27 protein-coding genes are annotated in these 24521 nt (G+C 69.6%); 9 read left to right on the top strand and 18 right to left on the bottom strand.

Annotated features, from left to right (window positions below; translation table 11 throughout):
* Positions 1 to 60: 60 nt before the first annotated feature.
* Positions 61 to 1077, top strand: coding sequence for a sugar ABC transporter substrate-binding protein (locus tag FE633_RS03540; RefSeq protein ID WP_138043576.1), 1017 nt, complete (start codon positions 61 to 63; stop codon positions 1075 to 1077).
* A gap of 268 nt (positions 1078 to 1345) precedes the next feature.
* Here FE633_RS03540 and FE633_RS48040 read toward each other — a convergent pair whose 3' ends face one another.
* Entirely contained in the window at positions 1346 to 1501 is a 156-nt protein-coding gene (locus FE633_RS48040) for a hypothetical protein (protein WP_246113390.1), read from the bottom strand.
* 191 nt (positions 1502 to 1692) lie between these two features.
* Here FE633_RS48040 and FE633_RS03530 point away from each other — a divergent pair, with 191 nt between their 5' ends.
* The 3 genes from FE633_RS03530 to FE633_RS03520 all read left to right on the top strand — a co-directional run bounded on the left by FE633_RS03530 (position 1693) and on the right by FE633_RS03520 (position 3597).
* Entirely contained in the window at positions 1693 to 2250 is a 558-nt protein-coding gene (locus FE633_RS03530; RefSeq protein ID WP_246113389.1) for a hypothetical protein, read from the top strand.
* 160 nt (positions 2251 to 2410) lie between these two features.
* Positions 2411 to 2797 carry a hypothetical protein gene (locus FE633_RS03525; protein WP_246113388.1) on the top strand — a complete coding sequence of 129 codons (387 nt, stop codon included), beginning with the start codon at positions 2411 to 2413 and terminating at the stop codon, positions 2795 to 2797.
* 83 nt (positions 2798 to 2880) lie between these two features.
* Positions 2881 to 3597, top strand: a complete 717-nt coding sequence (locus tag FE633_RS03520) for a DUF6766 family protein (RefSeq protein WP_138043575.1) — start codon at positions 2881 to 2883, stop codon at positions 3595 to 3597.
* A 166-nt stretch (positions 3598 to 3763) separates the two neighbouring features.
* On the opposite strand, the gene FE633_RS03515 is transcribed toward FE633_RS03520, so the two are convergent.
* On the bottom strand, positions 3764 to 3994 hold the full coding sequence (locus FE633_RS03515) for a DUF5133 domain-containing protein (RefSeq protein WP_138043574.1): 231 nt from the start codon (positions 3992 to 3994) through the stop codon (positions 3764 to 3766).
* Between the two features lie 323 nt (positions 3995 to 4317).
* On the opposite strand from FE633_RS03515, the gene FE633_RS03510 reads away from it, so the two are divergent.
* A complete protein-coding gene (locus FE633_RS03510; protein WP_138043573.1) occupies positions 4318 to 4644 on the top strand; it encodes a plasmid stabilization protein in 327 nt (108 codons plus the stop codon).
* Positions 4645 to 4772: 128 nt separating this feature from the next.
* Here the strand turns inward: FE633_RS03510 and FE633_RS03505 are convergent, their stop codons facing one another.
* Complete coding sequence (locus FE633_RS03505) at positions 4773 to 6101, bottom strand: class I SAM-dependent RNA methyltransferase (protein ID WP_138043572.1); 1329 nt, start codon at positions 6099 to 6101, stop codon at positions 4773 to 4775.
* A 91-nt stretch (positions 6102 to 6192) separates the two neighbouring features.
* Positions 6193 to 8247: an APC family permease gene (locus FE633_RS03500; protein ID WP_138043571.1), complete on the bottom strand. Its 2055-nt coding sequence runs from the start codon at positions 8245 to 8247 to the stop codon at positions 6193 to 6195.
* 361 nt (positions 8248 to 8608) lie between these two features.
* Here FE633_RS03500 and FE633_RS03495 point away from each other — a divergent pair, with 361 nt between their 5' ends.
* On the top strand, positions 8609 to 9277 hold the full coding sequence (locus tag FE633_RS03495) for a potassium channel family protein (RefSeq protein WP_119101759.1): 669 nt from the start codon (positions 8609 to 8611) through the stop codon (positions 9275 to 9277).
* Positions 9277 to 9954 carry a potassium channel family protein gene (locus FE633_RS03490; protein WP_119101758.1) on the top strand — a complete coding sequence of 226 codons (678 nt, stop codon included), beginning with the start codon at positions 9277 to 9279 and terminating at the stop codon, positions 9952 to 9954. Before FE633_RS03495 ends, FE633_RS03490 begins: the two co-directional genes overlap by 1 nt.
* Positions 9955 to 10101: 147 nt before the next feature.
* Here the strand turns inward: FE633_RS03490 and FE633_RS03485 are convergent, their stop codons facing one another.
* The 8 genes from FE633_RS03485 to FE633_RS03450 all read right to left on the bottom strand — a co-directional run bounded on the left by FE633_RS03485 (position 10102) and on the right by FE633_RS03450 (position 17745).
* The gene (locus tag FE633_RS03485) at positions 10102 to 12492 is read right to left on the bottom strand and encodes an ATP-binding cassette domain-containing protein (RefSeq protein ID WP_138043570.1); all 2391 of its coding nucleotides are present in this window, start codon (positions 12490 to 12492) and stop codon (positions 10102 to 10104) included.
* 305 nt (positions 12493 to 12797) lie between these two features.
* Complete coding sequence (locus FE633_RS03480) at positions 12798 to 13559, bottom strand: DUF3159 domain-containing protein (protein ID WP_138043569.1); 762 nt, start codon at positions 13557 to 13559, stop codon at positions 12798 to 12800.
* Positions 13560 to 13562: 3 nt separating this feature from the next.
* Positions 13563 to 13961: an OB-fold nucleic acid binding domain-containing protein gene (locus FE633_RS03475; protein ID WP_119101755.1), complete on the bottom strand. Its 399-nt coding sequence runs from the start codon at positions 13959 to 13961 to the stop codon at positions 13563 to 13565.
* A gap of 45 nt (positions 13962 to 14006) precedes the next feature.
* The gene (locus FE633_RS03470; protein WP_138043568.1) at positions 14007 to 14726 is read right to left on the bottom strand and encodes a response regulator transcription factor; all 720 of its coding nucleotides are present in this window, start codon (positions 14724 to 14726) and stop codon (positions 14007 to 14009) included.
* 186 nt (positions 14727 to 14912) lie between these two features.
* The gene (locus FE633_RS03465) at positions 14913 to 15614 is read right to left on the bottom strand and encodes an ABC transporter ATP-binding protein (RefSeq protein WP_138043567.1); all 702 of its coding nucleotides are present in this window, start codon (positions 15612 to 15614) and stop codon (positions 14913 to 14915) included.
* Between the two features lie 262 nt (positions 15615 to 15876).
* Positions 15877 to 16638: a DUF3710 domain-containing protein gene (locus FE633_RS03460; protein ID WP_138043566.1), complete on the bottom strand. Its 762-nt coding sequence runs from the start codon at positions 16636 to 16638 to the stop codon at positions 15877 to 15879.
* A 1-nt stretch (position 16639) separates the two neighbouring features.
* Positions 16640 to 17134 carry a dUTP diphosphatase gene (dut, locus tag FE633_RS03455; RefSeq protein WP_138043656.1) on the bottom strand — a complete coding sequence of 165 codons (495 nt, stop codon included), beginning with the start codon at positions 17132 to 17134 and terminating at the stop codon, positions 16640 to 16642.
* A gap of 26 nt (positions 17135 to 17160) precedes the next feature.
* Positions 17161 to 17745, bottom strand: coding sequence for a PaaI family thioesterase (locus FE633_RS03450; RefSeq protein WP_138043565.1), 585 nt, complete (start codon positions 17743 to 17745; stop codon positions 17161 to 17163).
* Between the two features lie 58 nt (positions 17746 to 17803).
* On the opposite strand from FE633_RS03450, the gene FE633_RS03445 reads away from it, so the two are divergent.
* On the top strand, positions 17804 to 18262 hold the full coding sequence (locus FE633_RS03445; RefSeq protein WP_138043564.1) for a DUF3093 domain-containing protein: 459 nt from the start codon (positions 17804 to 17806) through the stop codon (positions 18260 to 18262).
* Positions 18263 to 18299: 37 nt separating this feature from the next.
* Here the strand turns inward: FE633_RS03445 and FE633_RS03440 are convergent, their stop codons facing one another.
* The 4 genes from FE633_RS03440 to FE633_RS03425 form a co-directional block, all read right to left on the bottom strand.
* On the bottom strand, positions 18300 to 19199 hold the full coding sequence (locus FE633_RS03440; RefSeq protein ID WP_138043563.1) for a hypothetical protein: 900 nt from the start codon (positions 19197 to 19199) through the stop codon (positions 18300 to 18302).
* Positions 19200 to 19212: 13 nt separating this feature from the next.
* On the bottom strand, positions 19213 to 19509 hold the full coding sequence (locus FE633_RS03435) for a DUF4193 domain-containing protein (RefSeq protein ID WP_005481602.1): 297 nt from the start codon (positions 19507 to 19509) through the stop codon (positions 19213 to 19215).
* A 392-nt stretch (positions 19510 to 19901) separates the two neighbouring features.
* Positions 19902 to 21149 carry a sensor histidine kinase gene (locus tag FE633_RS03430; RefSeq protein ID WP_138043655.1) on the bottom strand — a complete coding sequence of 416 codons (1248 nt, stop codon included), beginning with the start codon at positions 21147 to 21149 and terminating at the stop codon, positions 19902 to 19904.
* Between the two features lie 6 nt (positions 21150 to 21155).
* A complete protein-coding gene (locus FE633_RS03425; protein WP_010983842.1) occupies positions 21156 to 21809 on the bottom strand; it encodes a response regulator transcription factor in 654 nt (217 codons plus the stop codon).
* A gap of 392 nt (positions 21810 to 22201) precedes the next feature.
* Here FE633_RS03425 and FE633_RS47005 point away from each other — a divergent pair, with 392 nt between their 5' ends.
* Complete coding sequence (locus FE633_RS47005; protein ID WP_162931172.1) at positions 22202 to 22375, top strand: hypothetical protein; 174 nt, start codon at positions 22202 to 22204, stop codon at positions 22373 to 22375.
* A 117-nt stretch (positions 22376 to 22492) separates the two neighbouring features.
* On the opposite strand, the gene FE633_RS03420 is transcribed toward FE633_RS47005, so the two are convergent.
* Positions 22493 to 23305: an inositol monophosphatase family protein gene (locus tag FE633_RS03420; protein ID WP_138043562.1), complete on the bottom strand. Its 813-nt coding sequence runs from the start codon at positions 23303 to 23305 to the stop codon at positions 22493 to 22495.
* A gap of 8 nt (positions 23306 to 23313) precedes the next feature.
* Positions 23314 to 24441: a ferrochelatase gene (locus FE633_RS03415; RefSeq protein WP_138043561.1), complete on the bottom strand. Its 1128-nt coding sequence runs from the start codon at positions 24439 to 24441 to the stop codon at positions 23314 to 23316.
* Positions 24442 to 24521 lie beyond the last annotated feature (80 nt).

Genomic DNA, 24521 nt, shown 5'->3' with positions numbered 1-24521 from the left:
AGCAGCCGCGGATCCATAGCCCCCTGAACCCTCCGAGTTGCACAGCGAGGTGCACGAACCATGAAGACATCCCCTCCCCGTTCCCGCGGAATCGTCCCCGTCGTGGCCGTGGCCGCCGCGGCCGCGCTCACCCTCGCAGGCTGTTCCAGCAGCTCGGGCGGCAAGAAGGCAGAGGAGGGCGCGGCCGAAGCGTCGGCCGGCAAGGCCAGCACCCCCCGTATGACGGTCGCGATGGTCACCCATGCCCCGCAGGGCGACACCTTCTGGGACATCATCCGCAAGGGTGCCGAGACGGCCGCCGCCAAGGACAACGTCAAGCTCATCTACTCCAGCGACGAGAGCGCCGCCAACCAGGCCAACCTCGTGCAGAACGCGATCGACCAGAAGGTCGACGGCATCGCGGTCACCCTGGCCAAGCCGGACGCCATGAAGGCCGTGGTCGCCAAGGCGGTGAAGGCCGGCATCCCCGTCGTCGGCCTCAACTCCGGCATGGACCAGTGGAAGGAGCAGGGCCTGCTGGAGTTCTTCGGCCAGGACGAGTCCGTCGCCGGTGAGGCCTTCGGCAGGAAGCTGAACACGACCGGCGCCAAGCACGCCGTCTGCGTGGTCCAGGTCCAGGGCCATGTCGGCCTGGAGCAGCGCTGCGCGGGCGTGAAGAGGACCTTCAAGGGCAAGACGGACAACCTGTACGTCAACGGCACCGACATGCCGTCCGTGAAGTCCACGATCACCGCCAAGCTCAAGCAGGACTCCTCCATCGACCAGGTGGTCACGCTCGGCGCTCCGTTCGCCCTGACCGCGATCCAGTCGATCTCCGACGCGGGCAGCAAGGCCAAGGTCGCCACCTTCGACCTCAACAAGGACCTGACCAGCGCCATCAAGGACGGCGACATCGAGTTCGCCGTCGACCAGCAGCCCTATCTGCAGGGCTACCTCGCCGTGGACGCGCTGTGGCTCTACAAGAACAACGGCAACTACATGGGCGGCGGCGAGGCCCCGGTCCTGACCGGTCCGGCTTTCGTCGACAAGTCCAACGTCGACACGATCGCCGAGTTCGCCGCGAAGGGCACTCGGTGATCCGTATGTCCCAGCAGGCTGCGCCGGCGGTGACCTCACCGCCGGCCCCCGGCCCCCGGCCCCCGGCCCCCGGCCCCCGGCCCCCGGGAGAACGACGTCCGGGTCGCCATCGAGATGCACCCGCACAAACGCGACGCTCTGCCCCGGCGCCGACATCCGTGGCGTGCTGGATACGTCGTTCGCCCGCGTTCCCGCCGACGCGCCGGGCAAGGTGCCCACCGGTTACGGGTTCTGGTGCAACGCCTGGCCCGAGAACCCGGCGTAGAAGTTAGTCGCCGTCGGCGAGGGACACGACGTCGCCTACTGGACGGAGTTCCTGCGCGCACTCGCCGAGGTCGACCCGGACATGGCGGTGAACACCGAACACGAGGACGCCGCCTACTCGCAGACCGAGGGCCTGGCCCTGGCGGCGAAGAACCTGCACAGCGCCGCGTCCGCTCTCTCACCCGCGCGCGCCACATGGCCCCGCGCCCGTCGGACGGGCGCGGGGCCACGGCCGTGCCCACATCGTGCGTAGCCCGCACTCCGCTCGGAGGCGTAAAAATCGGGCAAGAGGTCCATCAGAGACGCGTCAAGGGACGCGGCACTCCCCTCGCGCTCCCTACCGTCGGCCCTATGGCTCGCTCCGACGACGCGCGGGACGACGAGGTCCGCACACACGCACACCAGCCCGCCGAAGCGGCGCACGACCGCCGCTGGGCCGGGAACCTTCGCAACACGATCCGCTGCTCGGGCGTGCTCCTGGGACTTCTGCTCCTGGTCGACTGGGGTACCGGCGACCTCACGTGGTGGCGTGCCGCGCTGTGGACCACCCTCGCCGTCCTGCTCTTCCTCGTGCTGTTCCCGCCCCGGGTGGCCGCGGGCGCGGGCTGGCTGGCCTCACGCGGGCTCCTGCGGGAGCAGTGGGTACGCACCGACCACCTGGTGTCCGTGCGCTGCCTGGACGGCGTGGGCCGCCGACTGGTGCTGCGCGACGCCTTCGGTGGCCGCGTCGAGATCGACCCGCGCGTGCTGACCGCCAATCCGCCGCTGTGGCACCGGGTGGACGAGGACGCCCGTATCTCGGCGGCCCGGGGAATGCTGCTGTGCGGAGGAACCGCCCTGCACCGGCTGTCGGAGCGCATCGACGGGGAGACCGCCCGGACCGTGTTCAAGGTCTCCGGCATGGAGTGACATCGGCCGCCGCTGTACGCCAGTACGCACAGAGTTCGAGCATGTCCGGGCGTGGAATCCGGCCAAGAGCCGTTATGGCCTGTGTACTACCAGTGTCCAGTCGCGTCACGACGATGAAGGGCGGAGGCAGGTGAATGGTCGGATCGGGGTGGGGTGGGGTGTGGCCGTTGTCGTCGTGTTGGCTGCCGCGCTCAGTGGGTGCAGCACGCTTTCGGAGCGGCGTGACCAGGTCCGCGGCGCCGTAACCGCCTTCGAAAGAGCCCTGGCCGACGGGGAGTTTGAGCGGGCGTGCGCTGAACTCGCGCCCGGAACCGCGGAAGAGCTGGAACAGTCGGTCCGCCGGCCGTGCGGGAAGGCGCTGCGCGAGGAGTCGTTGCCCCCAGGCGGTGCGGTGCGACTGGTGGACGTCTACAGCAACCAGGCGCGGGCAGTGCTGACGAAGGACACGCTGTTCCTCTCCCGCTTCAGCGAGGGCTGGAAGGTGGTGGCCGCAGGGTGCCGGCCGCGGTCCGACATGCCGTACCAGTGCCGGATCAAGGGCGGATGAGCCGTGAAAGTCATGTTCACCGTGACGCTGTTGCTGGTCGCCGTCGGTCTCGCGTACCTGGCGGCATTGGGACTGATGCGGCGATGAACCACCGATCGTCCCGGACAGCAACAGGGGAGGGTGGGCTGCGGAGCTTCGTGCGGGACAACGGGCTCGGGCTGTTCTTCCTCACCGGCTTCCTGCTGGCGTTGGCCGGCCAGGCAATCGCTGGACAGGCCGACTGCAACAACCAGCTGCTCGCGGAGCAGCTACAGCCGGTCAGCTTCGGCGAGTATGTGACGTCCACCGACTTCGCGGTCGATACGGCGGAGAACTGGCAGTCGGAGTACCTGCAGTTCTTCCTCTACGTCTCGGTGACCGTCTGGCTCGTGCAGCGCGGATCTCCGGAGTCCAAGAAGCTGGGCAGGTCCGGCATCGAGTCGGATGAGGACCAGATGGTCGGAGAGCATGCCAGGGACAACTCACCCAGGTGGGCCGCTGCTCGCGGCTGGCGCCGCACTCTGTACTCGCACTCCCTGCTCCTGGTCATGGGCTCGATCTTCGTTCTGTCGTGGCTCGTCCAGTCCGTCACGGGCGTCGTCGCCTACAACCAGGAGCAACTGCGCCGGCTTCAGGCCCCGCTCAGCTGGTCGGACTACCTGGGAGCAGCGGACTTCTGGAGCCGCACACTGCAGAACTGGCAGTCCGAGCTACTGGCTGTGGCATCGATGGCGGTGCTGTCGATCTACCTGCGGCAGCGAGGTTCTCCAGAGTCCAAACCGGTCGGAGCGGCCCATGACGCCACCGGCGTCGAAGGCTGACGCCACGGAGCCGGCGCACGCAGCCACACCCAGGTGCGGCTGACGCCGGAGCAGCGTGGAGGGGGCAGCCGGGCCAGGTACCTGTCAGCCGACAGGGGACAGTGGCGCCACCGCAGTCGACGGCGGCTTCGCCGAGCGTGGACGCGCGCACCAGGCGGCAGGGGTGTCAGGCGTCGGCTATGAGGGAGTCGTCTTCGGGGGAGGCGCCAGGGAGCCGGTGGTGTGCGGCTATCAGCGCGGCGTCGACGTCGCGGGTGCCGGTGGCGATGCACAGGGTGTAGGCGATGTCGTCCAGGCGCTGGCGTGCCCGGGCGCTGCCTTCCTCGGCGTGGAGAGCGTTCAGGGTTTTGTACTGCTCCAGCAGATCGACGAGGACGGCGGGATGGGCCATGAGCATGGGAGTTGCTCCCTTCACACAAGATGGGGGTGAGGCTGGTCAAGCGGCGGCCCATACCTGGTGGGCGTGCGAGTCGCGATTCTCGGCGGCTCCCGCGGTGGGCCTGCGGTCCCAAGCACCTGCCGGGCCGGTTGCCCGCGTCGCAGGGGCTCAAACCGCTACGCGCGAACCCGAGTGCCGTCACCAGGCATTGGTGCTCCCATGGGGAGTACCGAGTACCCGGCGCGTGATGCCTGGCCCGGCCGGTGAGCGGGGCCGGCGGTGCGGTTCGGTCGTAGTGGGCGGGGGTACTCGCGGGGCGCGCATGAGAGAGGAGATCCGCCATGCCCGCAGGATCGAGCCGAAAGCGCGAGCGGCAGTACGAGCACATCAAGGAGAGCGCCGAGCAGCGGGGCGAGTCCGCCGGCCGGGCGAAGGAGATCGCCGCGCGCACGGTGAACAAGGAGCGAGCCCGCTCCGGCGAATCCCGCGCGTCGAGCAGGACCTCGACGCGCGATCCCAAGTCCGCGTCCCAGCGCGGCGGCGAGCGCTCCCACCGGGGTGCCGCGGGTCCCACCAGGGACCAGCTGTACGAGGAGGCGAAGAAGCGCAACATCGAGGGCCGCTCCTCCATGAACAAGCAACAACTGCAAAAGGCGCTCGGCCGCTGACGACACCGACAACACCGGTGAGAGGAAAACCTTGCAGTCCAAAACGAGTGATCAACGCGGCCTTGGACGCCGCGCAGATCGCACGTAACGCCCACAACGCACATCCCGCACACGCAGAAACCCGCAGGTCAGGCCCTCTTCGCGGCCCGTTCGAGGATCGCCACGCACTCCACATGATGCGTCATCGGAAAAAGGTCGAACGCCCGCAGCGACCGCACCCGGTACCCGCCCTCGCGGAAGTACGCCAAGTCCCGTGCCAGCGCTGCCGGATCGCAGGCGACGTAGGCGATCCGGCGGGCGCCCAAGCCGGACAAGTGCTGGACGGTCTTCTTGCCGGCGCCCGCGCGGGGTGGGTCGAGGACGATGAGGTCGGCCTCGGTGATGCCGGTGCGCGGGAGGACCGCCTCGACCCTGCCCTGTTCGATACGGACCCGCTCGAAGGCCTCCAGGTTGTGCCGGGCGTCCTCGACGGCGCGCTTGCCGGACTCGATGCCGAGGACCGCGCCCTTGTCGCCCAGCCGGTCGGCGAGAGCGCCCGCGAAGAGGCCGACGCCGCAGTACAGGTCGAGTGCCGTCTCGCCCTTGCGCGGGAGCAGGCCCTGCATCACCGCCTTGACCAGCGTGTCCGCGGCCTTCGGATGGACCTGCCAGAAGCCGCCGCTGCCGACGCGGTACGTACGGTCGTCGGCGCGCTCCCGTACGAAGGGGCGGCCGTGGACGCGGTGGACTCCGCCGTCCTTCTCCCCCACCCGCATGACGGAGACCGGCTTGTCCAGCTCCACGATCGGCAGGCGGGCGCCGGCCCGAGGCGTCAGGATCACCTGGCGGTCCTGGGATCCCGTCGCGGCGATCGCCTCGATCGACTCCATCCCGGACCAGTCACGCCGCTCGATGCCGAGTTCGCTCACTCCAGGAGCGGCGATCATGCAGTGCTCGACCGGCTCGACCTCGTGCGAGCGATGGCGGCGCAGACCGGCCCGGCCGGAGTCGTCCACCGCGTACTGCACGCGCGTCCGCCACGCGGGCACCTCACCGGCGGGCAGCTTGTCGCCCTCGGCGGGCATCACCGTGCCGTCCCAGCCGGCCTCCTCGGGCGTCAGGCCCGCGAGCCGCTGCAGCTGCTCGGCGATCACCTCGCCCTTGAGGCGGCGCTGCGCGCCCGGCTTGGCGTGCTGCCAGTCGCAGCCGCCGCAGCGGCCCGGACCCGCATACGGGCAGGGCGCCTCGACGCGGTCCTTGGACGCCTCCAGGACGGTTACCGCGTCCGCACGCAGAAACCGCGAGTCCTCCTCGCCCTCGGTGACACGCGCGACGACCCGCTCGCCGGGCAGGGCGTGCCGGACGAAGAGGACCTGGCCGGCGTCGGTACGGGCGATGCAGTGCCCACCGTGGGCGACGGGGCCGATCTCGACCTCGTACTCCTGCCCCACCAGCGACTTCTTCGGTTCTGCCTGCATGGCGGGGTGACTCCAGGTGCGAAAAAGGGAACAGCCGGACAACAGCCCACCAGTCTACGTGGACGCCGCCCGGCCGTTCGAATCGAGTCCGTCAACCCTTGGACTCGCTGGGCTCCTTGGTGGTCCGTTCGTGCGCCGGTCCGCGTCGCACGGCGCCCGGAGCGTTCCATTCCTGGCGCTTGCGGGCCCGCTTCTTGGCCACCTCGGAGGACTCCAGCTGATACGGCACGGACGTCACCATCACACCCGGCGTGAACAGCAGGCGCCCCTTGAGCCGCAGGGCGCTCTGGTTGTGCAGCAGGTGCTCGTACCAGTGCCCCACCACATACTCGGGAATGATCACGGAGACCGCGTCGCGCGGGGACTCCTTGCGCAGGCCCTTCACGTACTCGATGATCGGCCGCGTGATCTCGCGGTACGGCGAGTCCAGGACCTTGAGCGGTACGTCGATGCCGCGTCGCTCCCACTCCTCCCGGAGCGCCTTGGTCTCGGCCGGGTCGACGTTGACGCTGAGCGCTTCCAGGGTGTGCGAGCGCATCAGCTTGGCGTAGGCCAGCGCCCGCAGCGTCGGCCGGTGGATCTTCGAGATCAGGAGGACGGAGTGGACGCGCGAGGGGCGTACGACGTCGTCGCTCGGCCCCTCGGGCGCGGCGATCTCCTCGGCGACCCGGTCGTAGTGCTTACGGATCGCCGACATGGTCGCGTAGAAGATCACCATCCCGACCAGCGCGACCCAGGCACCGTGCGTGAACTTGGTGACGAGCACGACGACCAGCACGAGCCCGGTGAAGAAGGCACCGAAGGTGTTGATCGCCCGGGAGCGGTGCATATGGCGACGCACGGCCGGGTCTCGCTCGGTGGCCAGATGACGGTTCCAGTGCCGGACCATGCCGGTCTGACTCAGCGTGAAGGAGACGAAGACGCCGACGATGTAGAGCTGGATCAGCCGGGTCGAGTCCGCGCCGTAGATCCACACCAGCAGGGCGGCCGCACCGGCGAGCAGCACGATGCCGTTCGAGAAGGCGAGGCGGTCGCCGCGGGTGTGCAGCTGGCGCGGCAGATAGCGGTCCTGCGCGAGGATCGAGCCGAGCAGCGGGAAGCCGTTGTACGCCGTGTTGGCCGCGAGGAAGAGGACCAGCGCGGTGGCCGCGGCGAGCAGGATGAACATGAAGCTGCCGTCGCCGAACACCGCCTCGGCGACCTGGGAGATCACCGGGTTCTGCACATAGTCGCCGCCGACCGCGACGCCGTTCCTCAGCAGGTCGCTCGCCGGGTGCTCGGCCATGCGGACGTCCGTCGCCATGGCCAGGCCGATGATGCCGCAGAACATGGTGACCGCGAGCAGGCCCATCATCGCGAGTGTGGTCGCCGCGTTCTTGGACTTGGGCTTGCGGAAGGCGGGGACGCCGTTGCTGATCGCTTCGACACCGGTGAGCGCCGCACAGCCGGAGGAGAAGGCGCGCAGCATCAGGAAGACGAGCGCGAAGCCCGCGAGCCCTTGGTGTTCGGCCTTGATGTGGAAGTCGGCGGTCGGCGCCTTCATGGTGTCGTCGAGGATCAGTCCGCGGAACGCACCCCAGGCGATCATCGCGAAGACGCCGGCCACGAAGACGTACGTCGGAATCGCGAAGAGCGTCCCGGACTCCCTGACCCCGCGCAGGTTCATCAGCGTGAGCAGCACGATGACGCCGACCGCGCAGAGGACCTTGTTCTCGATCACGAAGGGGACCGCGGAGCCGAGGTTCTCGATGCCGGAGGCGATGGACACGGCGACGGTGAGTACGTAGTCGACGAGCAGCGCGCTGGCGACGGTGAGGCCGGCCTTGGGGCCGAGGTTGGTGTTGGCCACCTCGTAGTCGCCGCCGCCGCTCGGATACGCGTGCACGTTCTGCCGGTACGAGGCCACCACCGTGAACATCAGCACGACGACCGCGACCGCGATCCAGGGGCTGAAGTGGTAGGCCGACACGCCCGCGACGGAGAGGACCAGGAGCACTTCTCCAGGTGCGTACGCCACGGAGGACAGCGGGTCGGAGGCGAACACCGGTAGTGCGATGCGTTTCGGCAGGAGCGTTTCTCCGAGCCGGTCACTACGCAGTGCGCGCCCGATGAGGATCCGCTTGGGCACGTCGGTCAGTTTGGACACGCAGAGGATCGTAAGCGTTCGCGAGGCAGGCCGCCCACCCTGCCCCCACGGTCGGCTCCGCCGGCAACCGGGGAGATCGGATTCCACGGCCGGGAAGATCCGTGTGACCAGAGGACAGAGCCCTGGATTTTGCCCCCTTTTGCCCCTTTCATTGAGATTGATGGAGATGGCCGCATGCCAGATTGCCCGCATGTCATCGCGGAGCTCATCAGTGCGTCGCCGATGACCGAAAGACCGCGGGGACCGTGTGCCGCGAGCGACCGTGCACAGGGGTGCCCTCCGCGGACCGCGCGTGTGAAGCTTGGGCGTTGGTCTGAGACCCTGAACCTGAGCTGCATCCATTCACACCGGAAGGACGGTCGTGCACATCGTCATCATGGGCTGCGGACGAGTGGGTTCCGCTCTCGCCCAGACCCTGGAGCAACAGGGGCACACGGTTGCCGTGGTCGATCAGGACCCCACCGCCTTCCGACGACTGGGCTCCGGGTTCGGCGGCCGTCGTGTCACCGGAGTCGGCTACGACCAGGACACCCTGCGCGAGGCGGGTATCGAGGAGGCCGGTGCGTTCGCCGCCGTCTCCAGCGGTGACAACTCGAACATCATCGCCGCCCGGGTGGCCCGCGAGATGTTCGGCATCGAGAACGTCGCGGCGCGCATCTACGACCCACGCCGTGCCGAGGTCTACCAGCGCCTCGGCATCCCCACCGTCGCCACCGTCCGCTGGACCGCCGACCAGATGCTGCGCCGGCTGCTCCCGTCGGGTGCCGAGCCGCTGTGGCGCGACCCCACGGGCGGGGTGCAGCTCGCCGAGGTGCACGCGTCGACGATGTGGGTGGGCCAGCGGATCAGCAGGCTCCAGGAGGAGACCGGCGTGCGCGTGGCCTTCCTCACCCGGCTGGGCGAGGCGATTCTGCCGACTTCACAAACGGTGCTCCAGGAGGGCGATCTGGTGCACGTGATGATGCGTACGGACGATGTCGAGAAGGTCGAGGCGTCGTTCGCCGAGGGACCTGAGGAGGGCGGTCACTGATGAGGGTCGCCATTGCCGGTGCCGGTGCGGTGGGCCGCTCGATCGCGGGCGAGCTGCTGGAGAACGGGCACGAGGTTCTGCTGATCGACAAGGCTCCGACCGCCATTTCGGTCGAGCGCGTACCGCAGGCGGAGTGGCTGCTCGCCGACGCCTGTGAGATCACCTCGCTGGACGAGGCAGCCCTGCAGCGCTGCAACGTGGTGATCGCCGCGACGGGGGACGACAAGGTGAACCTGGTCGTCTCCCTGCTCGCCAAGACCGAGTACGGGGTCCCGCGGGTCGTCGCTCGCGTCAACAACCCCAAGAACGAGTGGCTGTTCAACGAGTCCTGGGGCGTCGACGTCGCCGTCTCCACCCCGCGTCTGATGTCGGCCCTGGTCGAGGAGGCGGTCAGCGTCGGCGACCTCGTCCGGCTGCTCCGCTTCAGCCACGGCGACGCCAACCTGGTCGAGCTGACGCTCCCGCCGGAGTCCGCCCTGGCGGGCACCCGGGTCGGCGACGTCGAGTGGCCCGAGGACACCTCGCTGGTCACCATCATCCGCGGCACTCGTGTCCTCACCCCCAGCCGGGACGACTCCCTGGAAGCCGGCGACGAACTCCTCTTCGTGGCCGCCCAGGCCCGCGAGGAGCAACTGGAGGACCTGCTGTCGGTACGCCGGGAGGACGCGGTGAGCTAGCAGGCTCCTGGTTCTTTACGACGGCGGTTCTTACGACGGTGGGGGCGCCCGGAGATCTCCGGGCGCCCCCACCGTCGTATCCGGGCGGATGCGACCTGTCGAAGCAGGTAGAGACAACTCGTCTTGCGGTGTCCGCGTGGGCCTCGGTCAGGTGCCGACGTAGGCCGCGAGGTGCTCGCCGGTGAGGGTGGAGCGGGCGGCGACGAGATCGGCGGGGGTGCCCTCGAAGACGATCCGGCCGCCGTCGTGGCCGGCGCCGGGGCCGAGGTCGATGATCCAGTCGGCGTGCGCCATGACCGCCTGGTGGTGCTCGACGACGATGACCGACTTGCCGGAGTCGACGAGCCGGTCGAGCAGGCCGAGCAACTGCTCGACGTCGGCGAGATGCAGGCCTGCGGTCGGCTCGTCGAGGATGTAGACGCCGCCCTTCTCCGCCATGTGGGTGGCCAGCTTGAGCCGCTGCCGCTCGCCGCCGGACAGCGTGGTGAGCGGCTGGCCGATGCCGAGGTAGCCGAGCCCGACGTCGGCGAGCCGGTCGAGGATGCGGTGCGCGGCCGGAGTGGCCGCCTCGCCGGCGCCGAAGAACTCCTCGGCCTCGGCCACCGACATCGCGAGCACCTCGCTGATGTCGCGGCCGCCGAGGTGGTACTCGAGGACCGATGCCTGGAACCGCTTCCCCTCACAGTCCTCGCAGGTGGTGGCGACGCCGGCCATCATCGCCAGGTCGGTGTAGATGACGCCGGCGCCGTTGCAGGTGGGACAGGCGCCCTCGGAGTTGGCGCTGAACAGCGCCGGCTTGACGCCGTTGACCTTCGCGAACGCCTTGCGGATCGGGTCGAGCAGTCCGGTGTACGTCGCCGGGTTGCTCCGTCGCGATCCCTTGATCCCTCCCTGGTCGACCGACACCACACCCTCGTCGGCGGAAATCGACCCGTGCACGAGCGAGCTCTTGCCGGAGCCCGCCACGCCGGTGACCACGCACAGCACCCCGAGCGGGATGTCGACGTCGACGCCCCGCAGGTTGTGCGTCGTCGCGCCGCGGATCGGAAGCCGGCCGGTGGACTTCCGCACGGTCTCCTTGAGGGCGGCCCGGTCGTCGAAATGGCGGCCGGTGACCGTGCCGCCGGCCCGCAGCCCTTCGACGGTGCCCTCGAAGCAGACGGTGCCGCCCGCCGTACCGGCGCCGGGGCCGAGGTCGACGACGTGGTCGGCGATCGCTATCACCTCCGGCTTGTGCTCCACGACGAGCACCGTGTTGCCCTTGTCCCGCAGTCGCAGCAGCAGGTTGTTCATCCGCTGGATGTCGTGGGGGTGGAGGCCGATGGTGGGCTCGTCGAAGACGTAGGTGACGTCGGTGAGCGAGGAGCCGAGGTGGCGGATCATCTTGACGCGCTGCGCCTCGCCGCCCGAGAGCGTGCCCGACGGCCGGTCGAGCGAGAGATAGCCAAGGCCGATCTCCACGAACGAGTCGAGGGTGTGCCGCAGCGCGGTGAGCAACGGCGCCACCGACGGCTCGTCGACGCCGCCGACCCACTCGGCCAGGTCGCTGATCTGCATCGCGCAGGCGTCGGCGATGCTGATCTTGTCGATCTTCGACGAGCGGGCCCCCTCGCTGAGCCGCGTGCCGTCGCACTCGGGGCAGGTGGTGAAGGTGACCGCCCGCTCCACGAACGCCCGGATGTGCGGCTGCATCGCCTCCTTGTCCTTGGACAGGAACGACTTCTGGATCTTGGGGATCAGGCCCTCGTAGGTGAGGTTGACGCCGTTGACCTTGACCTTGACCGGTTCCCCGTAAAGGAAGTCCCGCATCTCCTTCGTGGAGTACTCGCGGATCGGCTTGTCCGGGTCGACGAAGCCGGACTGGGCATAGACCTGCACGGTCCACTGGCTGTCGGACTTCCAGCCGGGAATGGTGAACGCGCCCTCGGCGAGCGACTTGGAGTCGTCGTAGAGCTGGGTGAGGTCGATGTCGGAGACCGTGCCCCGGCCTTCGCAGCGCGTGCACATGCCGCCGGTGCGGGTGTAGGTCGCCTTCACCGCCTTCTTGGCGCCGCGCTCGACCGTGATCGCACCGCTCGCCCGGACCGAGGCGGTGTTGAAGGAGTACGCGCTGGGCGGGCCGATGTGGGGCTTCCCGAGACGGCTGAAGAGGATGCGCAGCATCGCGTTGGCGTCGGTGGCGGTGCCGACCGTGGAGCGGGGGTCGCCGCCCATCCGCTGCTGGTCGACGCTGATCGCGGTCGTCAGCCCGTCGAGTACGTCGACCTCGGGCCGCGCAAGCGTGGGCATGAAGCCCTGCACGAAGGCGCTGTAGGTCTCGTTGATCAGCCGCTGCGACTCCGCGGCGATCGTGTCGAACACCAGCGAGCTCTTGCCCGAGCCGGAGACGCCGGTGAACACCGTCAGCCGGCGCTTCGGGATCTCGATGCTGACGTTCTTGAGGTTGTTCTCGCGCGCGCCGTGCACGCGGATCAGATCGTGGCTGTCGGCAGCGTGCAGCGCAGGCGACTGCGAGTCCGTCCTCGTGCCCATGCTCATCATGTCTCCATCTGTTACACGGGTCGAAGCCAGTGTGCTCACCGGTCCTGAAGCGGCCCGAGGCCGTTGCCATCGGGGTCGGTGGCGGTGGCCACCGGGAGGAAGCCCGCGTGAAGGGTGATGTCCATGGCGGTCACGCTAGCGGCGGCCCGGGGGGCCGCGCTTCTCGATTCGTGATCGGTTTGGTCACCTGTTTCCGACCAGCTCGGTGAAGCGCGTGCTGAAGGTGCCCGGCGACGGGCAGCCGATCCCGAAGGCGCGTGCGTGCCCGCGCGTCCCGGGGCCGGCCCGGGACGCGCACGCCGCTACGGCTTGCGGTGCTTCGCGCCACCCGTGTCGGCGGAACCGGTCGTGTCGGCCGTACCCCTGCGCTCGCGCTCCTCCTCGGCCTTCTCCGCCGCCTCCATCTCCGCGAACACGTCGATCGGCGCGGGCGCCTTCGCGAGGAAGACCCAGGTGAGGTAGACGGCGAGCAGGAAGGGCGGGATCTTCAGGGCGACCAGGACCCAGCCGAGCTGGGTGGTGTCGGCCCACCAGTACAGCGGGAAGAGGATCGCGCACTTGGCGAGCAGGATCAGGCCCCAGGCCCAACTCGCCTTCGCATACGCCGCCTTGCGGCCCGGATTGCGCGTGCGCCAGGAGAGGTTCTCCTTGAAGACCGGGCCGAGGATCAGGCCGATCAGCGGGACACCGGCGAGCGTCGTGATGATGTAGGCGAGGCCCAGGCCGAGGGTGTAGAGCATGCCCGGCAGGTAGAAGTCCTTCGCGTTGCCGGTCATCATCGCGAAGACCACGCCGAAGGCCACGCCGAAGACGCCGCTGAAGGCGTGCTTGACGGTGTCCTTCATGATCAGGCGGACCACGACGAGCAGCAGGGAGACACCGAGGGCCGCGATGGCCGACGAGTGCAGGTCCTTGTTGATCGTGTAGATCGTGACGAAGAGCAGACCCGGCAGGACTGTCTCGATCATGCCCCGCAGACCGCCGAACGCCTCGAAGAGCGCGGCCTCGGTCACCGCCCGCGAATCCCGCTGAGCGTCTTCGGTCGGCTTGTCGAGCGACGTCACCGGCTACTCCCGTCCGAGGGGTCTGAGTTCGTATTTCGGATTGAACAGCACCCGGCGGCCCCGGCTCATGGAGATCCGGCCCGATGCGATCAGCTTGCGCCCCGGCTCTATTCCCACGATGGAGCGCCTGCCCAGCCACACCACGTCCAGCGCGGCCGAACCGTCGAACAGCTCGGCCTCCAGGGCCGGGACACCAGCCCTCGGGCGCAGGGTGACCGTGCGCAAGGTACCAGTAACGGTGACTATCTGTCGGTCATGAGCGTCACCGATACGCGTACATCCAGCTGTCTCGGCGTCCTCGCGCAGTTCCTCGGACTCCAGGTCCTCCTGCGACGAGGAGAGCCGGTCGATCATGCGCCGGAACCGGCCCGCCGGCTTTTGGGAACGAGGAACAGCACTCATGTCTGAAGCGTACCGGGGGCATCTGACAGCTACGTACCCCTGGAACTAACGCTCGAATCGGTACCCCGTCCCCGGCTCCGTGATGAAGTGCCGCGGATGCGACGGGTCGGCCTCCAGCTTGCGGCGCAGCTGGGCCACGTACACGCGCAGGTAGTTGGTCTCGGTGCCGTACGACGGTCCCCAGACCTCCTGGAGCAGCTGCTTCTGGCCGACCAGACGGCCCGTGTTGCGCACGAGCACCTCCAGGAGGTGCCACTCCGTGGGTGTCAGCCGCACGTGGCGGCCGGCCCGGTCCACTTTCTTGGCGGCCAGGTCGACGGTGAACCCCTCGGTCTCCACGATCACCTCGCCCTCGCCGTCCTCACCGCCGTCGCCGCCTTCGCCGTTGTGGGTGGGCTCGGTGGGCTCGGCCCGACGAACGACGGCTCCCAGCAGGGCGAGCAGTGCGTCCATGTCGAAGGGTCTGGTGACGTAGTCGTCGGCGCCCGCGTCCAAGGCCTCGGCCTTCTCGTCGGAGGAGTGCCGGGCCGACAGCACGAGAATCGGTGCGCGCGTCCGGCCCCGCAGCTCCTTGAGCACCTCGACGCCGTCCATGTCGGGCAGCCCCAGGTCGAGCACGATCACGTCGGGGTGGCGGGCGGTCGCGAGCCGGAGCCCGGTGGCGCCGTCGGCGGCCACGTCCACCTCGTACTCGTGCGCCTCCAGGTTGCTCACGAGGGCTCGGCCGGTCTGCGGCTCGTCGTCAACCACGAGGACGCGGGTCATGAGGCCTGCCTTTCCCAATAACAGCAGCGTACGTGCGGCGACGGCGCGTGCCCTGCGGAGAGTGCGGGGACCGCGGGCGCCCTGAGCGCTCGACGGCGCCGCGAGCCGTCAGTGCGCCCGGCCAGGTGACGTCCGTGCTCGGCCATGTGACGTCTGTGCTCCCCCGCGTACCGTCAGGGCCCGCACTCAGTGCTCCACGATCTCGCCGTCGCTCAGTTCCAGGACCCGGTCGGCCAGGTCCAGGAGAGCGGCGTCATGCGTGGCGACGAGCGCGGTGACCTTTTCGCTGCGGACGACCGCGCGCAGCAGCTCCATCACGGCGATGCCGGTCTCGGCATCGAGCTGACCGGTGGGCTCGTCGGCGATGAGGAGCGAGGGGTTGTTGGCGAGGGCGCGGGCGATGGCCACGCGCTGCTGCTGTCCGCCGGAGAGCTCGCCGGGCCGCTGCGCCGCGTGGTCGGCGAGGCCCACGAGGGAGAGCAGCAGCGCGACGCGTTCCTCACGCTCGCGGGGCGCGGCCCGGCGCAGCCGCATCGGTACGCCCACGTTCTCGGCGGCCGTCAGGATCGGGATGAGCCCGAAGGACTGGAAGACGAATCCGATACGGTCCCGGCGCAGCTCCAGCAGCCCGTCCTCGCCGAGCCCGGACAGGTCGAGCCCGTCGACGGTGATCCGTCCCTCGTCCGGCTCGTCGAGCCCGCCGACGAGGTTCAGGAGCGTTGTCTTCCCGGACCCCGAACGGCCCTTGAGCGCGACGAGTTCCCCCCGGGGCACGTCGAAGGAGACACCGCGCAGGGCGTGGACGGCGGTGGCCCCGCTCCCGTACGAGCGGTGGACGTTCTCGACGCGCACCATGGTCTCGGTGGCGACCGTACCGCTCCGGCTCATCCGCACTCCCCCGTCTGCGCTCCCCCGACTCCCCCATCGGACATGCGCTGATGCGCTGCCCTCCCCGTCGGCCGGGCGCCAGTATCGTCACGGGCCGCCGGGCCGGGCAATGGTTCAGCTCGGGTTTGGCCGAGGGCGTCAGGGCCGTGGCTCAAGCTCTCCCCTGCGGGGCCCGCCTGAGCGCGAGGCACCGAACACAGAGGGCCGTACCCCCAGGGGTGCGGCCCTCTGTGCCTGTCTGTGTCTGCCGGACTCGCCGCGGCTACCGGACCTCGGTGATCTCCGGCCCGCGCTGCAGCTGGCCCATGCCGCCGGAGAAGCGCGAACCTGCCTGCTCCTCCTGCTGGACACCCTCGGCGACCATCTGCGCGTCCTCCGGCAGCTTCAGCACGATCGGGTCGCGCGGGGCCATCGGGCCGTCACCGCGGACGACCACGGTGTCCCGGAAGATCTGCTCGAGCAGCCCGGCTGCCTGCGGCTGCACCGCGCCCTGCCCGGAGATCACTCCGCGCAGGAACCAGCGAGGGCCGTCCACCCCGACGAACCGTACGACCTGGAAGCCGCCGGTCCCGTCCGGCAGCTGCACCGGCACCTGGGCGCGCAGCTCCCAGCCCAGAGGGCCTTCGACCTCGTCGATGACGCCTCCCTGCTGGGTGATGCCGGTGGCGATCTCCTCGCGCACCTCGCCCCAGATGCCCTCACGCTTGGGGGCTGCGAAGGCCTGCAGCTGGACGGCGCTGTCCCGCAGCACGACGGTGGCCGCGACGATGGCGTCGCCCGCGACCTCCACGCGCAGTTCCATGCCGTCGACCCCGGGCACGAAGAGGCCGCCCAGGTCGACCCGGCCCTCGGCCGGATCGCGGACCTCCGTGCTGTCCCAGGGACCGTCGGGGCGCGGCTCCGGCTCGAGCCGTACGCGCTCCTGCTCTACGTCGTCCGCCTCAGTGTCGACGTCGTCGACGACCTGCTCGGCCTCGCTCGCCGCGTCCTCGGCGGCACTGCCCTTCTTGCGACGTCCGAACACGTCACTGTCCTTCCCGGTCGGATACGACCGAAGCGTATCGATTCCCACCCGTTGTGCCGTCCACGGCGGCATGACCTCCGGTGGACCCGAAGCCCCCCTCGGCCCGCGCCGAGTCGGGAAGCTCCGTCACCTCCCGGAAGCACACCTTCTCGACCTGTTGGACGATCAGTTGGGCAATCCGGTCGAAGCGCTCGAACCGCACGGACTCGCGCGGGTCGAGATTCACCACGATTACCTTGATCTCCCCACGGTACCCGGCATCCACCGTCCCCGGGGCATTCACGAGGGCGACACCGCAGCGGGCGGCGAGCCCGGAGCGCGGGTGCACGAACGCCGCGTACCCCTCGGGGAGCGCGATGGACACTCCGGTGGGCAGCACGGCCCGCTCGCCGGGCGCGAGTTCACGGCTCTCGGTCGTCCGCAGATCCGCGCCGGCGTCGCCGGGGTGCGCGTATTCCGGAAGCGGCACGTCCGGGTCGACGCGCTTGATCAGCACGGCGATCTCTTGACGGGTCGGCTGCGTCACGGATTCACCTCGAAGGCGCGGGCTCGCCGGACCTGGTCCGGGTCGCTCATGGCCGCCTGGATCTCCTCCTGGCGGCCGTTGTCGATGAAGTGGTCGACCTTCACCTCCAGGAAGAGGGCGTCCGCGCGGACCGCGACCGGTCCCCCGGGGCCGCCGATCCTGCCGGTCGCCGTGGAGTAGATCTTCCGTCCCGCCACGGCGGTGACCTCGGCCTCCAGGTACAGCACGGTGTCCACGGGAACGGGCCGCACGAAGTCGGTCTCCAGGCGCCCGGTCACCGCGATGGTCCGCAGCAGCCAGTTCAGCGAGCCGAGCGTCTCGTCGAGCGCGCTCGCGAGGACGCCGCCGTGAGCGAGGCCGGGCGCACCCTGGTGGGCGGCCTGGACGGTGAACTCAGCGATGATCTTGACGCCTTCGCCCGCGCGGGCCGCCAGGTTCAGTCCGTGCGTCTGTGCGCCGCCGCAGCCGAAACAGTGCTCGTAGTGCGAGCCGAGCGGCTCGCCGGGGGCGGGCGCGTCAGGGTGCCGCACCGGCGCCACGGCGTCGGCCGGGGGCCGCAGGGTCGAAGAGGTACCACTCACAGGCGCAGACCTTACCCGCGCGTCGGACAAGCTCACGCACCGTGCCAAGCTTGGCTTCATGCAGCCCTCCGCCCCGCCCTACGAAGAACGCCTGACCGCGCCTCGCACCTGGTGGCTCATCTGCTTCCTGGTCGGCGTATCGATGGCACTGATCCTGCTGCCGTTCGGCACGCTGCCGCTGCTGGGCGGCCTGGTCGGCGGCACCGCGGTCGCGGCGGTGGTGGCCAGCTCGTACGGCTCGGTACGCATCCGGGTCGTGGGCGACTCGCTGATCGCGGGCGACGCCAAGATCCCGGTGTCGGCCCTGGGCCAGGCCCATGTCCTCGATGCCGAGGAGACCCGCGCCTGGCGCACGTTCAAGGCCGACCCGCGCGCTTTCATGCTGCTGCGCGCCTACATCCCCACGGCCCTGCGGGTGGAGATCACGGACCCCGCGGACCCGACGCCGTACGTGTACCTGTCCACAAGGGAGCCGGAACGCCTGGCGGCGGCACTGGACGCCGTACGAGCCGCTTAGGGCCTGTCGGCCGGCGGATCAGGGTCGGACAGAGGGATCAGCGCCCGAGTCCCTTGGGGATCTCATCCAGGGGCAAGGGGTCGGCGGGTTTCTCCAGGGGCGGCAGCGCGGGCAGGGCGTCCCAGGGAACCTGTGCCTTGCGGAGGTCCTTGCGGATGCGCTCCGCGAGATGTCTGGTTTCGCGGCGGTTCATGAACGCGCCGACGGCCGCGCCCACCAGGAACGGCATCAGGTTCGGCAGGTTCCTGACCGTCCGCTTCATGATCCGTTGGCGCAGCTCGCGCTTCAGCTGGACCCCCAGAGCCGCGTCGAGCGTCGACGGCTTCTTCACGTCGACTCCCCGCTCCTCGGACCAGGAGTTCAGGTACGTGGTGGTGCGCTGTTTGAGATTGCCCGGCGGCCGCAGGCCGTAGACCTCGTACAGCTCGGCGATCAGCTTCAGCTCTATGGCGGCGACGCCGGTGATCTCGGCGGCCAGCTCCGTGGGGATCGCCGGCGGTACCGGCATCATCGCGGCGGCGCCGACTCCCGCGCCCACCGTGGCCGTCGCGTTGCACGCGCCCGCGACGAGCTTGTCCGCGAGCTGCTCGGGTCCCAGGCCCGGGAACTGCTTGCGGAGCGTCGCGAGGTCCCGTACGGGGACACGCGGGGCGTTCTCGATGATCCGGTCCGTAAGGAGCGCCAGGCCTGCCCTGGCTCTGCTGCCTCCTTTGCGGACCCCTTCCCTGACCCCGCGTCCGACGGCGGCCACACGCTGCTTGGCGACAGGCGCCTTCGTCTCCGCCACCTCAAGGGCACCGGAGGCGCCTGTCGCGCCCGCTGCTTCGAGCGAGGCCTCCCGGCCTCGCTCGTCGTCACGCGCGCCGTCCGAAGACGGAGGGGCCGCTTCCTGTGCACGGGAGCGGCGCTTCTTCCAGGGCGGGGTCGAGCCTTTCACGGCCGACCCTGCCTCAGTCGCAGTCGCGGCAGATCGGCTGACCGTTCTTCTCGCGGGCCAGCTGGCTGCGGTGGTGGACCAGGAAGCAGCTCATGCAGGTGAACTCGTCCTGCTGCTTCGGCAGGACCCGGACGGCCAACTCCTCGTTGGAGAGGTCCGCGCCGGGCAGTTCCAGGCCTTCGGCGGCCTCGAACTCGTCGACATCGACCGCCGAAGTCGACTTGTCGTTCCGGCGAGCCTTCAGTTCCTCAAGGCTGTCCGAGTCGACGTCGTCGTCGGTCTTGCGTGGGGTGTCGTAATCCGTTGCCATGTCGCTCTCCCCCTCTGGGTGTCTGTGGTGTCTCAGCGCACGTAACGCGTGAGAGGCCGGACTTGTGCCCGACCCGAGGCGGAGATTTTGCCTCACATCAAGGTCTGTTACTCAATCGACACCCAACCGGACTCCTCAAGAGTGATCGGCTTGGATGGCGAACGGGACCGTACACGGTCCGGATGCCGCACTTCAAAGGCGCCTCACGGTGTACTTCCCGTGATCAGCACCCCCGAAAACCAGGATGTTCCCGGCTTTCCGACAGGCTTCTTGATCACGGAGAGTAGATGGCCGGAAAATCGCCCTTGTGATCGATCACACACGGATCTCCTGGGCAGGCACCCCGGAAATTCCGCGCAAAGCGAACAAGGCCGCGTGTCGGCGACATGATCTCAGACGGGCAGGGTCACCCGCATCACCAGTCCACCCCCTTCGCGCGGTTCCGCGACGATGTGGCCGCCGTGGGCGCGGGCCACCGACCGGGCGATCGACAGGCCGAGGCCCACGCCCTTGTCGCTGCCCGTCCGCTCGGTCCGCAGCCGCCGGAACGGCTCGAAGAGGTTGTCGATCTCGTACGCCGGCACCACGGGCCCCGTGTTGGACACCACGAGGACCGCCTGACCGTGCTGGACCTCGGTCGTCACCTCGACCCACCCGTCCTTCGGCACGTTGTACCGAACGGCGTTCTGGACGAGGTTCAGGGCGATGCGCTCCAACAGGACGCCGTTGCCCTGGACGACCACGGGAGCCCGCTCTCCCCGGATCTCCACGCCCTTCGTGTCCGCCTCGGATCGCACCTGGTCGATGGCCTGCGAGGCGACCTCGGAGAGGTCGACCGGCTTGCGCTCGACGATCTGGTTGTCGCTGCGGGCGAGCAGCAGCAGGCCCTCCACGAGCTGCTCGCTGCGCTCGTTGGTGGCGAGCAGCGTCCTGCCCAGCTGTTGCAGCTCCACTGGTGCCCCTGGATCGGACAGGTGCACCTCCAGGAGCGTGCGGTTGATCGCGAGGGGCGTCCGCAGCTCGTGCGAGGCGTTCCCGACGAACCGCTGCTGGGCCGTGAAAGCTCTCTGCAGTCGCTCCAGCATGTCGTCGAAGGTGTCCGCCAGCTCCTTCAGCTCGTCGTCCGGACCGTCCAGCTCGATACGGCGGGACAGGTCCGAGCCCGCCACCGCGCGCGCGGTACGGGTGATCCGGCCGAGCGGAGCCAGGACGCGGCCCGCCATCGCGTAGCCGAAGGCGAACGCGATCACGGCGAGGCCGAGCAGCGCGAGCAGCGAGCGGCTGAGCAGGTTGTCCAGGGCGACCTGGCGCTGGTGGTCGATGCAGTTGCTGATCGCCGCGTTGAACTCGTCGAGCGACTGCTGGCCGGAGCCGACGGCGGGGCACTTGTCGCTGGAGACCCTGATGGCGTCACCGCTGACGATCTTGAAAAGCGGCTCGTTGCCCGTGCTCACCGCCTGCGCGGCCAGCAGATAGATGATCGACAGCAGCAGGATGCCGGCGATCAGGAACATCCCGCCGTACAGCAGGGTGAGCCTTATCCGGATGGTCGGCCGCAGCCAGGGGAACGGAGGGTCCGGCCGCCGGGGGTCCCAGGTGGGCTTCGGGGGCGTCTTCGGGGGCGCCGGTGTCGTGGCCACCACGGATCAGATCCGGTAGCCGGAGCCCGGCACGGTCACGATGACCGGGGGCTCTCCGAGTTTGCGGCGCAAGGTCATCACGGTGACGCGTACGACGTTGGTGAACGGGTCGGTGTTCTCGTCCCAGGCCTTCTCCAGGAGCTGCTCGGCGGAGACGACGGCGCCCTCGCTGCGCAGCAGCACCTCCAGGACGGCGAACTCCTTGGGGGCGAGCTGGACCTCCTTGCCGTCCCGGAATACCTCGCGACGGTTGGGGTCGAGCTTGATCCCGGCGCGCTCCAGGACGGGCGGCAGCGGCACGCTCGTACGCCGACCGAGGGCACGCACGCGTGCCGTCAGTTCGCTGAACGCGAAGGGCTTGGGCAGATAGTCGTCGGCACCGATCTCCAGGCCTTCGACGCGGTCGCTGACGTCCCCGGAGGCCGTGAGCATCAGCACGCGCGTGGGCATGCCGAGTTCGACGATCTTGCGGCAGACGTCGTCGCCGTGCACCAGCGGGAGGTCACGGTCGAGGACGACCACGTCGTAGTCGTTGACGCCGATGCGCTCCAGGGCGGCCGCACCGTCGTACACGACGTCGACGGCCATGGCCTCCCGGCGCAGTCCGGTGGCCACCGCATCGGCGAGCAGCTGCTCGTCCTCGACGACGAGTACGCGCACGTCGCTTGTCCTTCCTCTGTCCACCCGCGTAGCGGATCCTCCGCGCACGCAGATGGGTTCTGTAGTGGGTGAGACCTCCATCCTGCCCTTTTCGGCCATAAGTCGGCTGTAAGACGGGTGAGGGGGTCCGCCCATGCGAATTTTCTCGTCCGGTTGAGGTTTCCGTCGAACGGAGCGGGGGGAGGACGGCTTTACACCCCGCGATCACGCTCTGCATGTGGCACACCACCATGTGGCATGCCGCGATCCGCTTCCGCAGAGTGGGCGTGGGTGTCCGGCACCGTCGCCGCCCAGCAGGGGCAGCGCTGGGCATCCACAGGAGACGTGATCGCCCCTTCCGAACGGCACACCCCCGTGCCACCGACCCACGACCCAGGACGAGGGGGCGCAGCATGGACGCATTCACCGCAGGACTTCTGCAGCGCATAAAGGCGACCGAGTCCGATCTGACGCGGGCTCGCGACGAGGGCGACGACTTCCTCGTCGAGGTCGAGCAGGGTGAGCTGGACGACCTGCACCGCCTCGCCGCTGAGCACGGTGTGGAGGTCGGCGCGTCACGCGTCTGATCAGCTCGCACGAGAGCGGGCCCCGGCAGATCCAGGCCGGGGCCCGCTTCGTTGCGCTATGCGATGCCAGTCGTGGCGGTACGCGCCGTCAGATGCCAGTCGTGGCGGTACGCGCTGTCAGTCGTGCCAGGCGCCCAGCTCCTCCAGGCGGGTCTGGAACGGCTCGAAGAGGCCGGGCGGGGCCGCGACGGTCAGCTCGGTCGAGAGCTGCTCTCCGGGGCGGCCGCCGACCAGAGCGCCGGCCTCCCGGGCGAACAGGTCACCGGCCGCGTAGTCCCAGGGGTTCAGCCCGCGCTCGTAGTACGCGTCCAGGCGGCCTGTCCCGACATCGCACAGGTCGATCGCGGCCGAGCCGCCGCGCCGGATGTCACGCACCTGCGGGATCAGCTGCCGGACCACCTCGGCCTGCCGGGACCGCCGCTCGGGGAGGTAGCCGAAGCCCGTGCCGACGAGGGCCCGTTCGAGGGCGGGGGCGGGCCGCACGCGCGCGGGGCGGTCGTTCACGTACGCGCCCTCGCCCAGGACGGCTCGATAGGTCTCGCCGCGCAGAGGGGCGTGCACCACGCCGACGACCGTCTCGCCGTCCTTGCGGGCGGCTATCGAGACGGCCCAGGTGGGCTGCCCGTACAGGTAGTTGACGGTTCCGTCGAGCGGGTCGATGACCCACTGGACGCCGCTGCTGCCCTGGACGCTGGCGCCCTCCTCGCCGAGCACGCCGTCGTCCGGCCGGCGGTCCGCGAGCAGACCGGTGATCAGCTTCTCGGAGGCGATGTCCATCTCGGTGACGACGTCGATGGCGCTGGTCTTGGTCGCGGCCACGCCGAGGTCATCGGGGCGGCCGTCGCGCAGAAAGGCGCCCGCGCGGTGAGCCGCCTCGAGCGCGATCTCCAGGAGCTCGGCCTTGAGCGGGTCGTTCGCTGTGGGGGTCACGGTGTTCCTCACGCGTAGGGGCTGTCGGCGCCCGCGGCGGCGGGCTTCGGGGCACGGGCGGGGCAGCAGCCCACCGGGCAGAGGTCGTGGCTCGGGCCCAGCGCGCCGAGCGCGCAGAGCGTCACGTCGCTGCCGCGCTCGGTCGCGGCCCGCTCCAGGACGAGCTCGCGGATCGCGGCGGCGAACCGCGGATCGGCGCCCACGGTGGCCGAGCGGCGGACCGGCAGCCCCAGCTCCTCGGCCTTGGCCTTGGCCTCCGTGTCGAGGTCGTACAGGACCTCCATGTGGTCCGAGACGAACCCGATGGGGGCCATCACGACGGCCGGGACCCCGGTGCCGTGCAGCTCCTCCAGGTGGTCGCAGATGTCCGGCTCCAGCCACGGGATGTGCGGGGCACCGGAGCGGGACTGGTAGACGAGCTGCCAGGGGTGGTCGATCCCGGTTTCCTCTCGCACGGCGTCGGCGATCAGCCGCGCGACGTCCAGGTGCTGTGCGACATAGGCGCCGCCGTCGCCGTGGTCCTCGACGGGCCCGGAGGTGTCCGCCGAGGCGTTCGGGATCGAGTGGGTCGTGAAAGCGAGGTGCGCACCCGCGCGGACGTCCTCGGGAAGGTCGGCGAGCGACTTCAGGACGCCGTCGATCATGGGCTGCAGGAAGCCTGGGTGGTTGAAGTAGTGCCGCAGTTTGTCGACCTGCGGCAGCTCCAGGCCCTCATCCCGCAGGGTCGCGAGTGCTTCGGCGAGGTTCTCGCGATACTGGCGGCAGCCCGAGTACGAGGCGTACGCGCTGGTGGCGAGGACGAGGATGCGGCGGCGGCCGTCGGCGGCCATCTCGCGCAGGGTGTCGGTCAGATACGGCGCCCAGTTCCGGTTGCCCCAGTACACGGGCAGGTCCAGGCCGTGGCCCGCGAAGTCCTTGCGGAGGGCATCGAGGAGGGCGCGGTTCTGGTCGTTGATCGGGCTGACCCCGCCGAACAGGAAGTAGTGCTGCCCCACTTCCTTGAGACGTTCCTTGGGGATGCCTCTTCCCCGCGTCACGTTCTCCAGGAACGGGACCACGTCGTCGGGGCCTTCGGGGCCGCCGAACGAGAGCAGGAGCAGGGCGTCATACGGAGTGGCATCGAGCGCGTCGGGCATGTCTTGATCCTGCCACCCGCCACTGACGGCCGGGAAACGGCGGTATGACGGCCTGACGCGGGCTGTATGGGGGTTGCCCG

Source organism: Streptomyces montanus (genome assembly GCF_005786655.1).
Lineage (GTDB): Bacteria > Actinomycetota > Actinomycetes > Streptomycetales > Streptomycetaceae > Streptomyces > Streptomyces sporangiiformans.
The sequence above is the reverse complement of the archived record's forward strand: the minus strand, read 5'-3'. Positions and strand labels throughout refer to the sequence as shown.

Coding starts and splice junctions, on each gene's coding strand:
- FE633_RS47005 (WP_162931172.1), top strand. CDS start 22,202: ATGGACGCATTCACCGCAGGACTTCTGCAGCGCATAAAGGCGACCGAG.
- FE633_RS03485 (WP_138043570.1), bottom strand. CDS start 12,492: ATGAGCATGGGCACGAGGACGGACTCGCAGTCGCCTGCGCTGCACGCT.
- FE633_RS03490 (WP_119101758.1), top strand. CDS start 9,277: ATGAGGGTCGCCATTGCCGGTGCCGGTGCGGTGGGCCGCTCGATCGCG.
- FE633_RS03505 (WP_138043572.1), bottom strand. CDS start 6,101: ATGCAGGCAGAACCGAAGAAGTCGCTGGTGGGGCAGGAGTACGAGGTC.
- FE633_RS03515 (WP_138043574.1), bottom strand. CDS start 3,994: ATGCTCATGGCCCATCCCGCCGTCCTCGTCGATCTGCTGGAGCAGTAC.
- FE633_RS03540 (WP_138043576.1), top strand. CDS start 61: ATGAAGACATCCCCTCCCCGTTCCCGCGGAATCGTCCCCGTCGTGGCC.
- FE633_RS03530 (WP_246113389.1), top strand. CDS start 1,693: ATGGCTCGCTCCGACGACGCGCGGGACGACGAGGTCCGCACACACGCA.
- FE633_RS03470 (WP_138043568.1), bottom strand. CDS start 14,726: ATGACCCGCGTCCTCGTGGTTGACGACGAGCCGCAGACCGGCCGAGCC.
- FE633_RS03445 (WP_138043564.1), top strand. CDS start 17,804: ATGCAGCCCTCCGCCCCGCCCTACGAAGAACGCCTGACCGCGCCTCGC.
- FE633_RS03435 (WP_005481602.1), bottom strand. CDS start 19,509: ATGGCAACGGATTACGACACCCCACGCAAGACCGACGACGACGTCGAC.
- FE633_RS03510 (WP_138043573.1), top strand. CDS start 4,318: ATGCCCGCAGGATCGAGCCGAAAGCGCGAGCGGCAGTACGAGCACATC.
- FE633_RS03465 (WP_138043567.1), bottom strand. CDS start 15,614: ATGAGCCGGAGCGGTACGGTCGCCACCGAGACCATGGTGCGCGTCGAG.
- FE633_RS03415 (WP_138043561.1), bottom strand. CDS start 24,441: ATGCCCGACGCGCTCGATGCCACTCCGTATGACGCCCTGCTCCTGCTC.
- FE633_RS03520 (WP_138043575.1), top strand. CDS start 2,881: ATGAACCACCGATCGTCCCGGACAGCAACAGGGGAGGGTGGGCTGCGG.
- FE633_RS03475 (WP_119101755.1), bottom strand. CDS start 13,961: ATGAGTGCTGTTCCTCGTTCCCAAAAGCCGGCGGGCCGGTTCCGGCGC.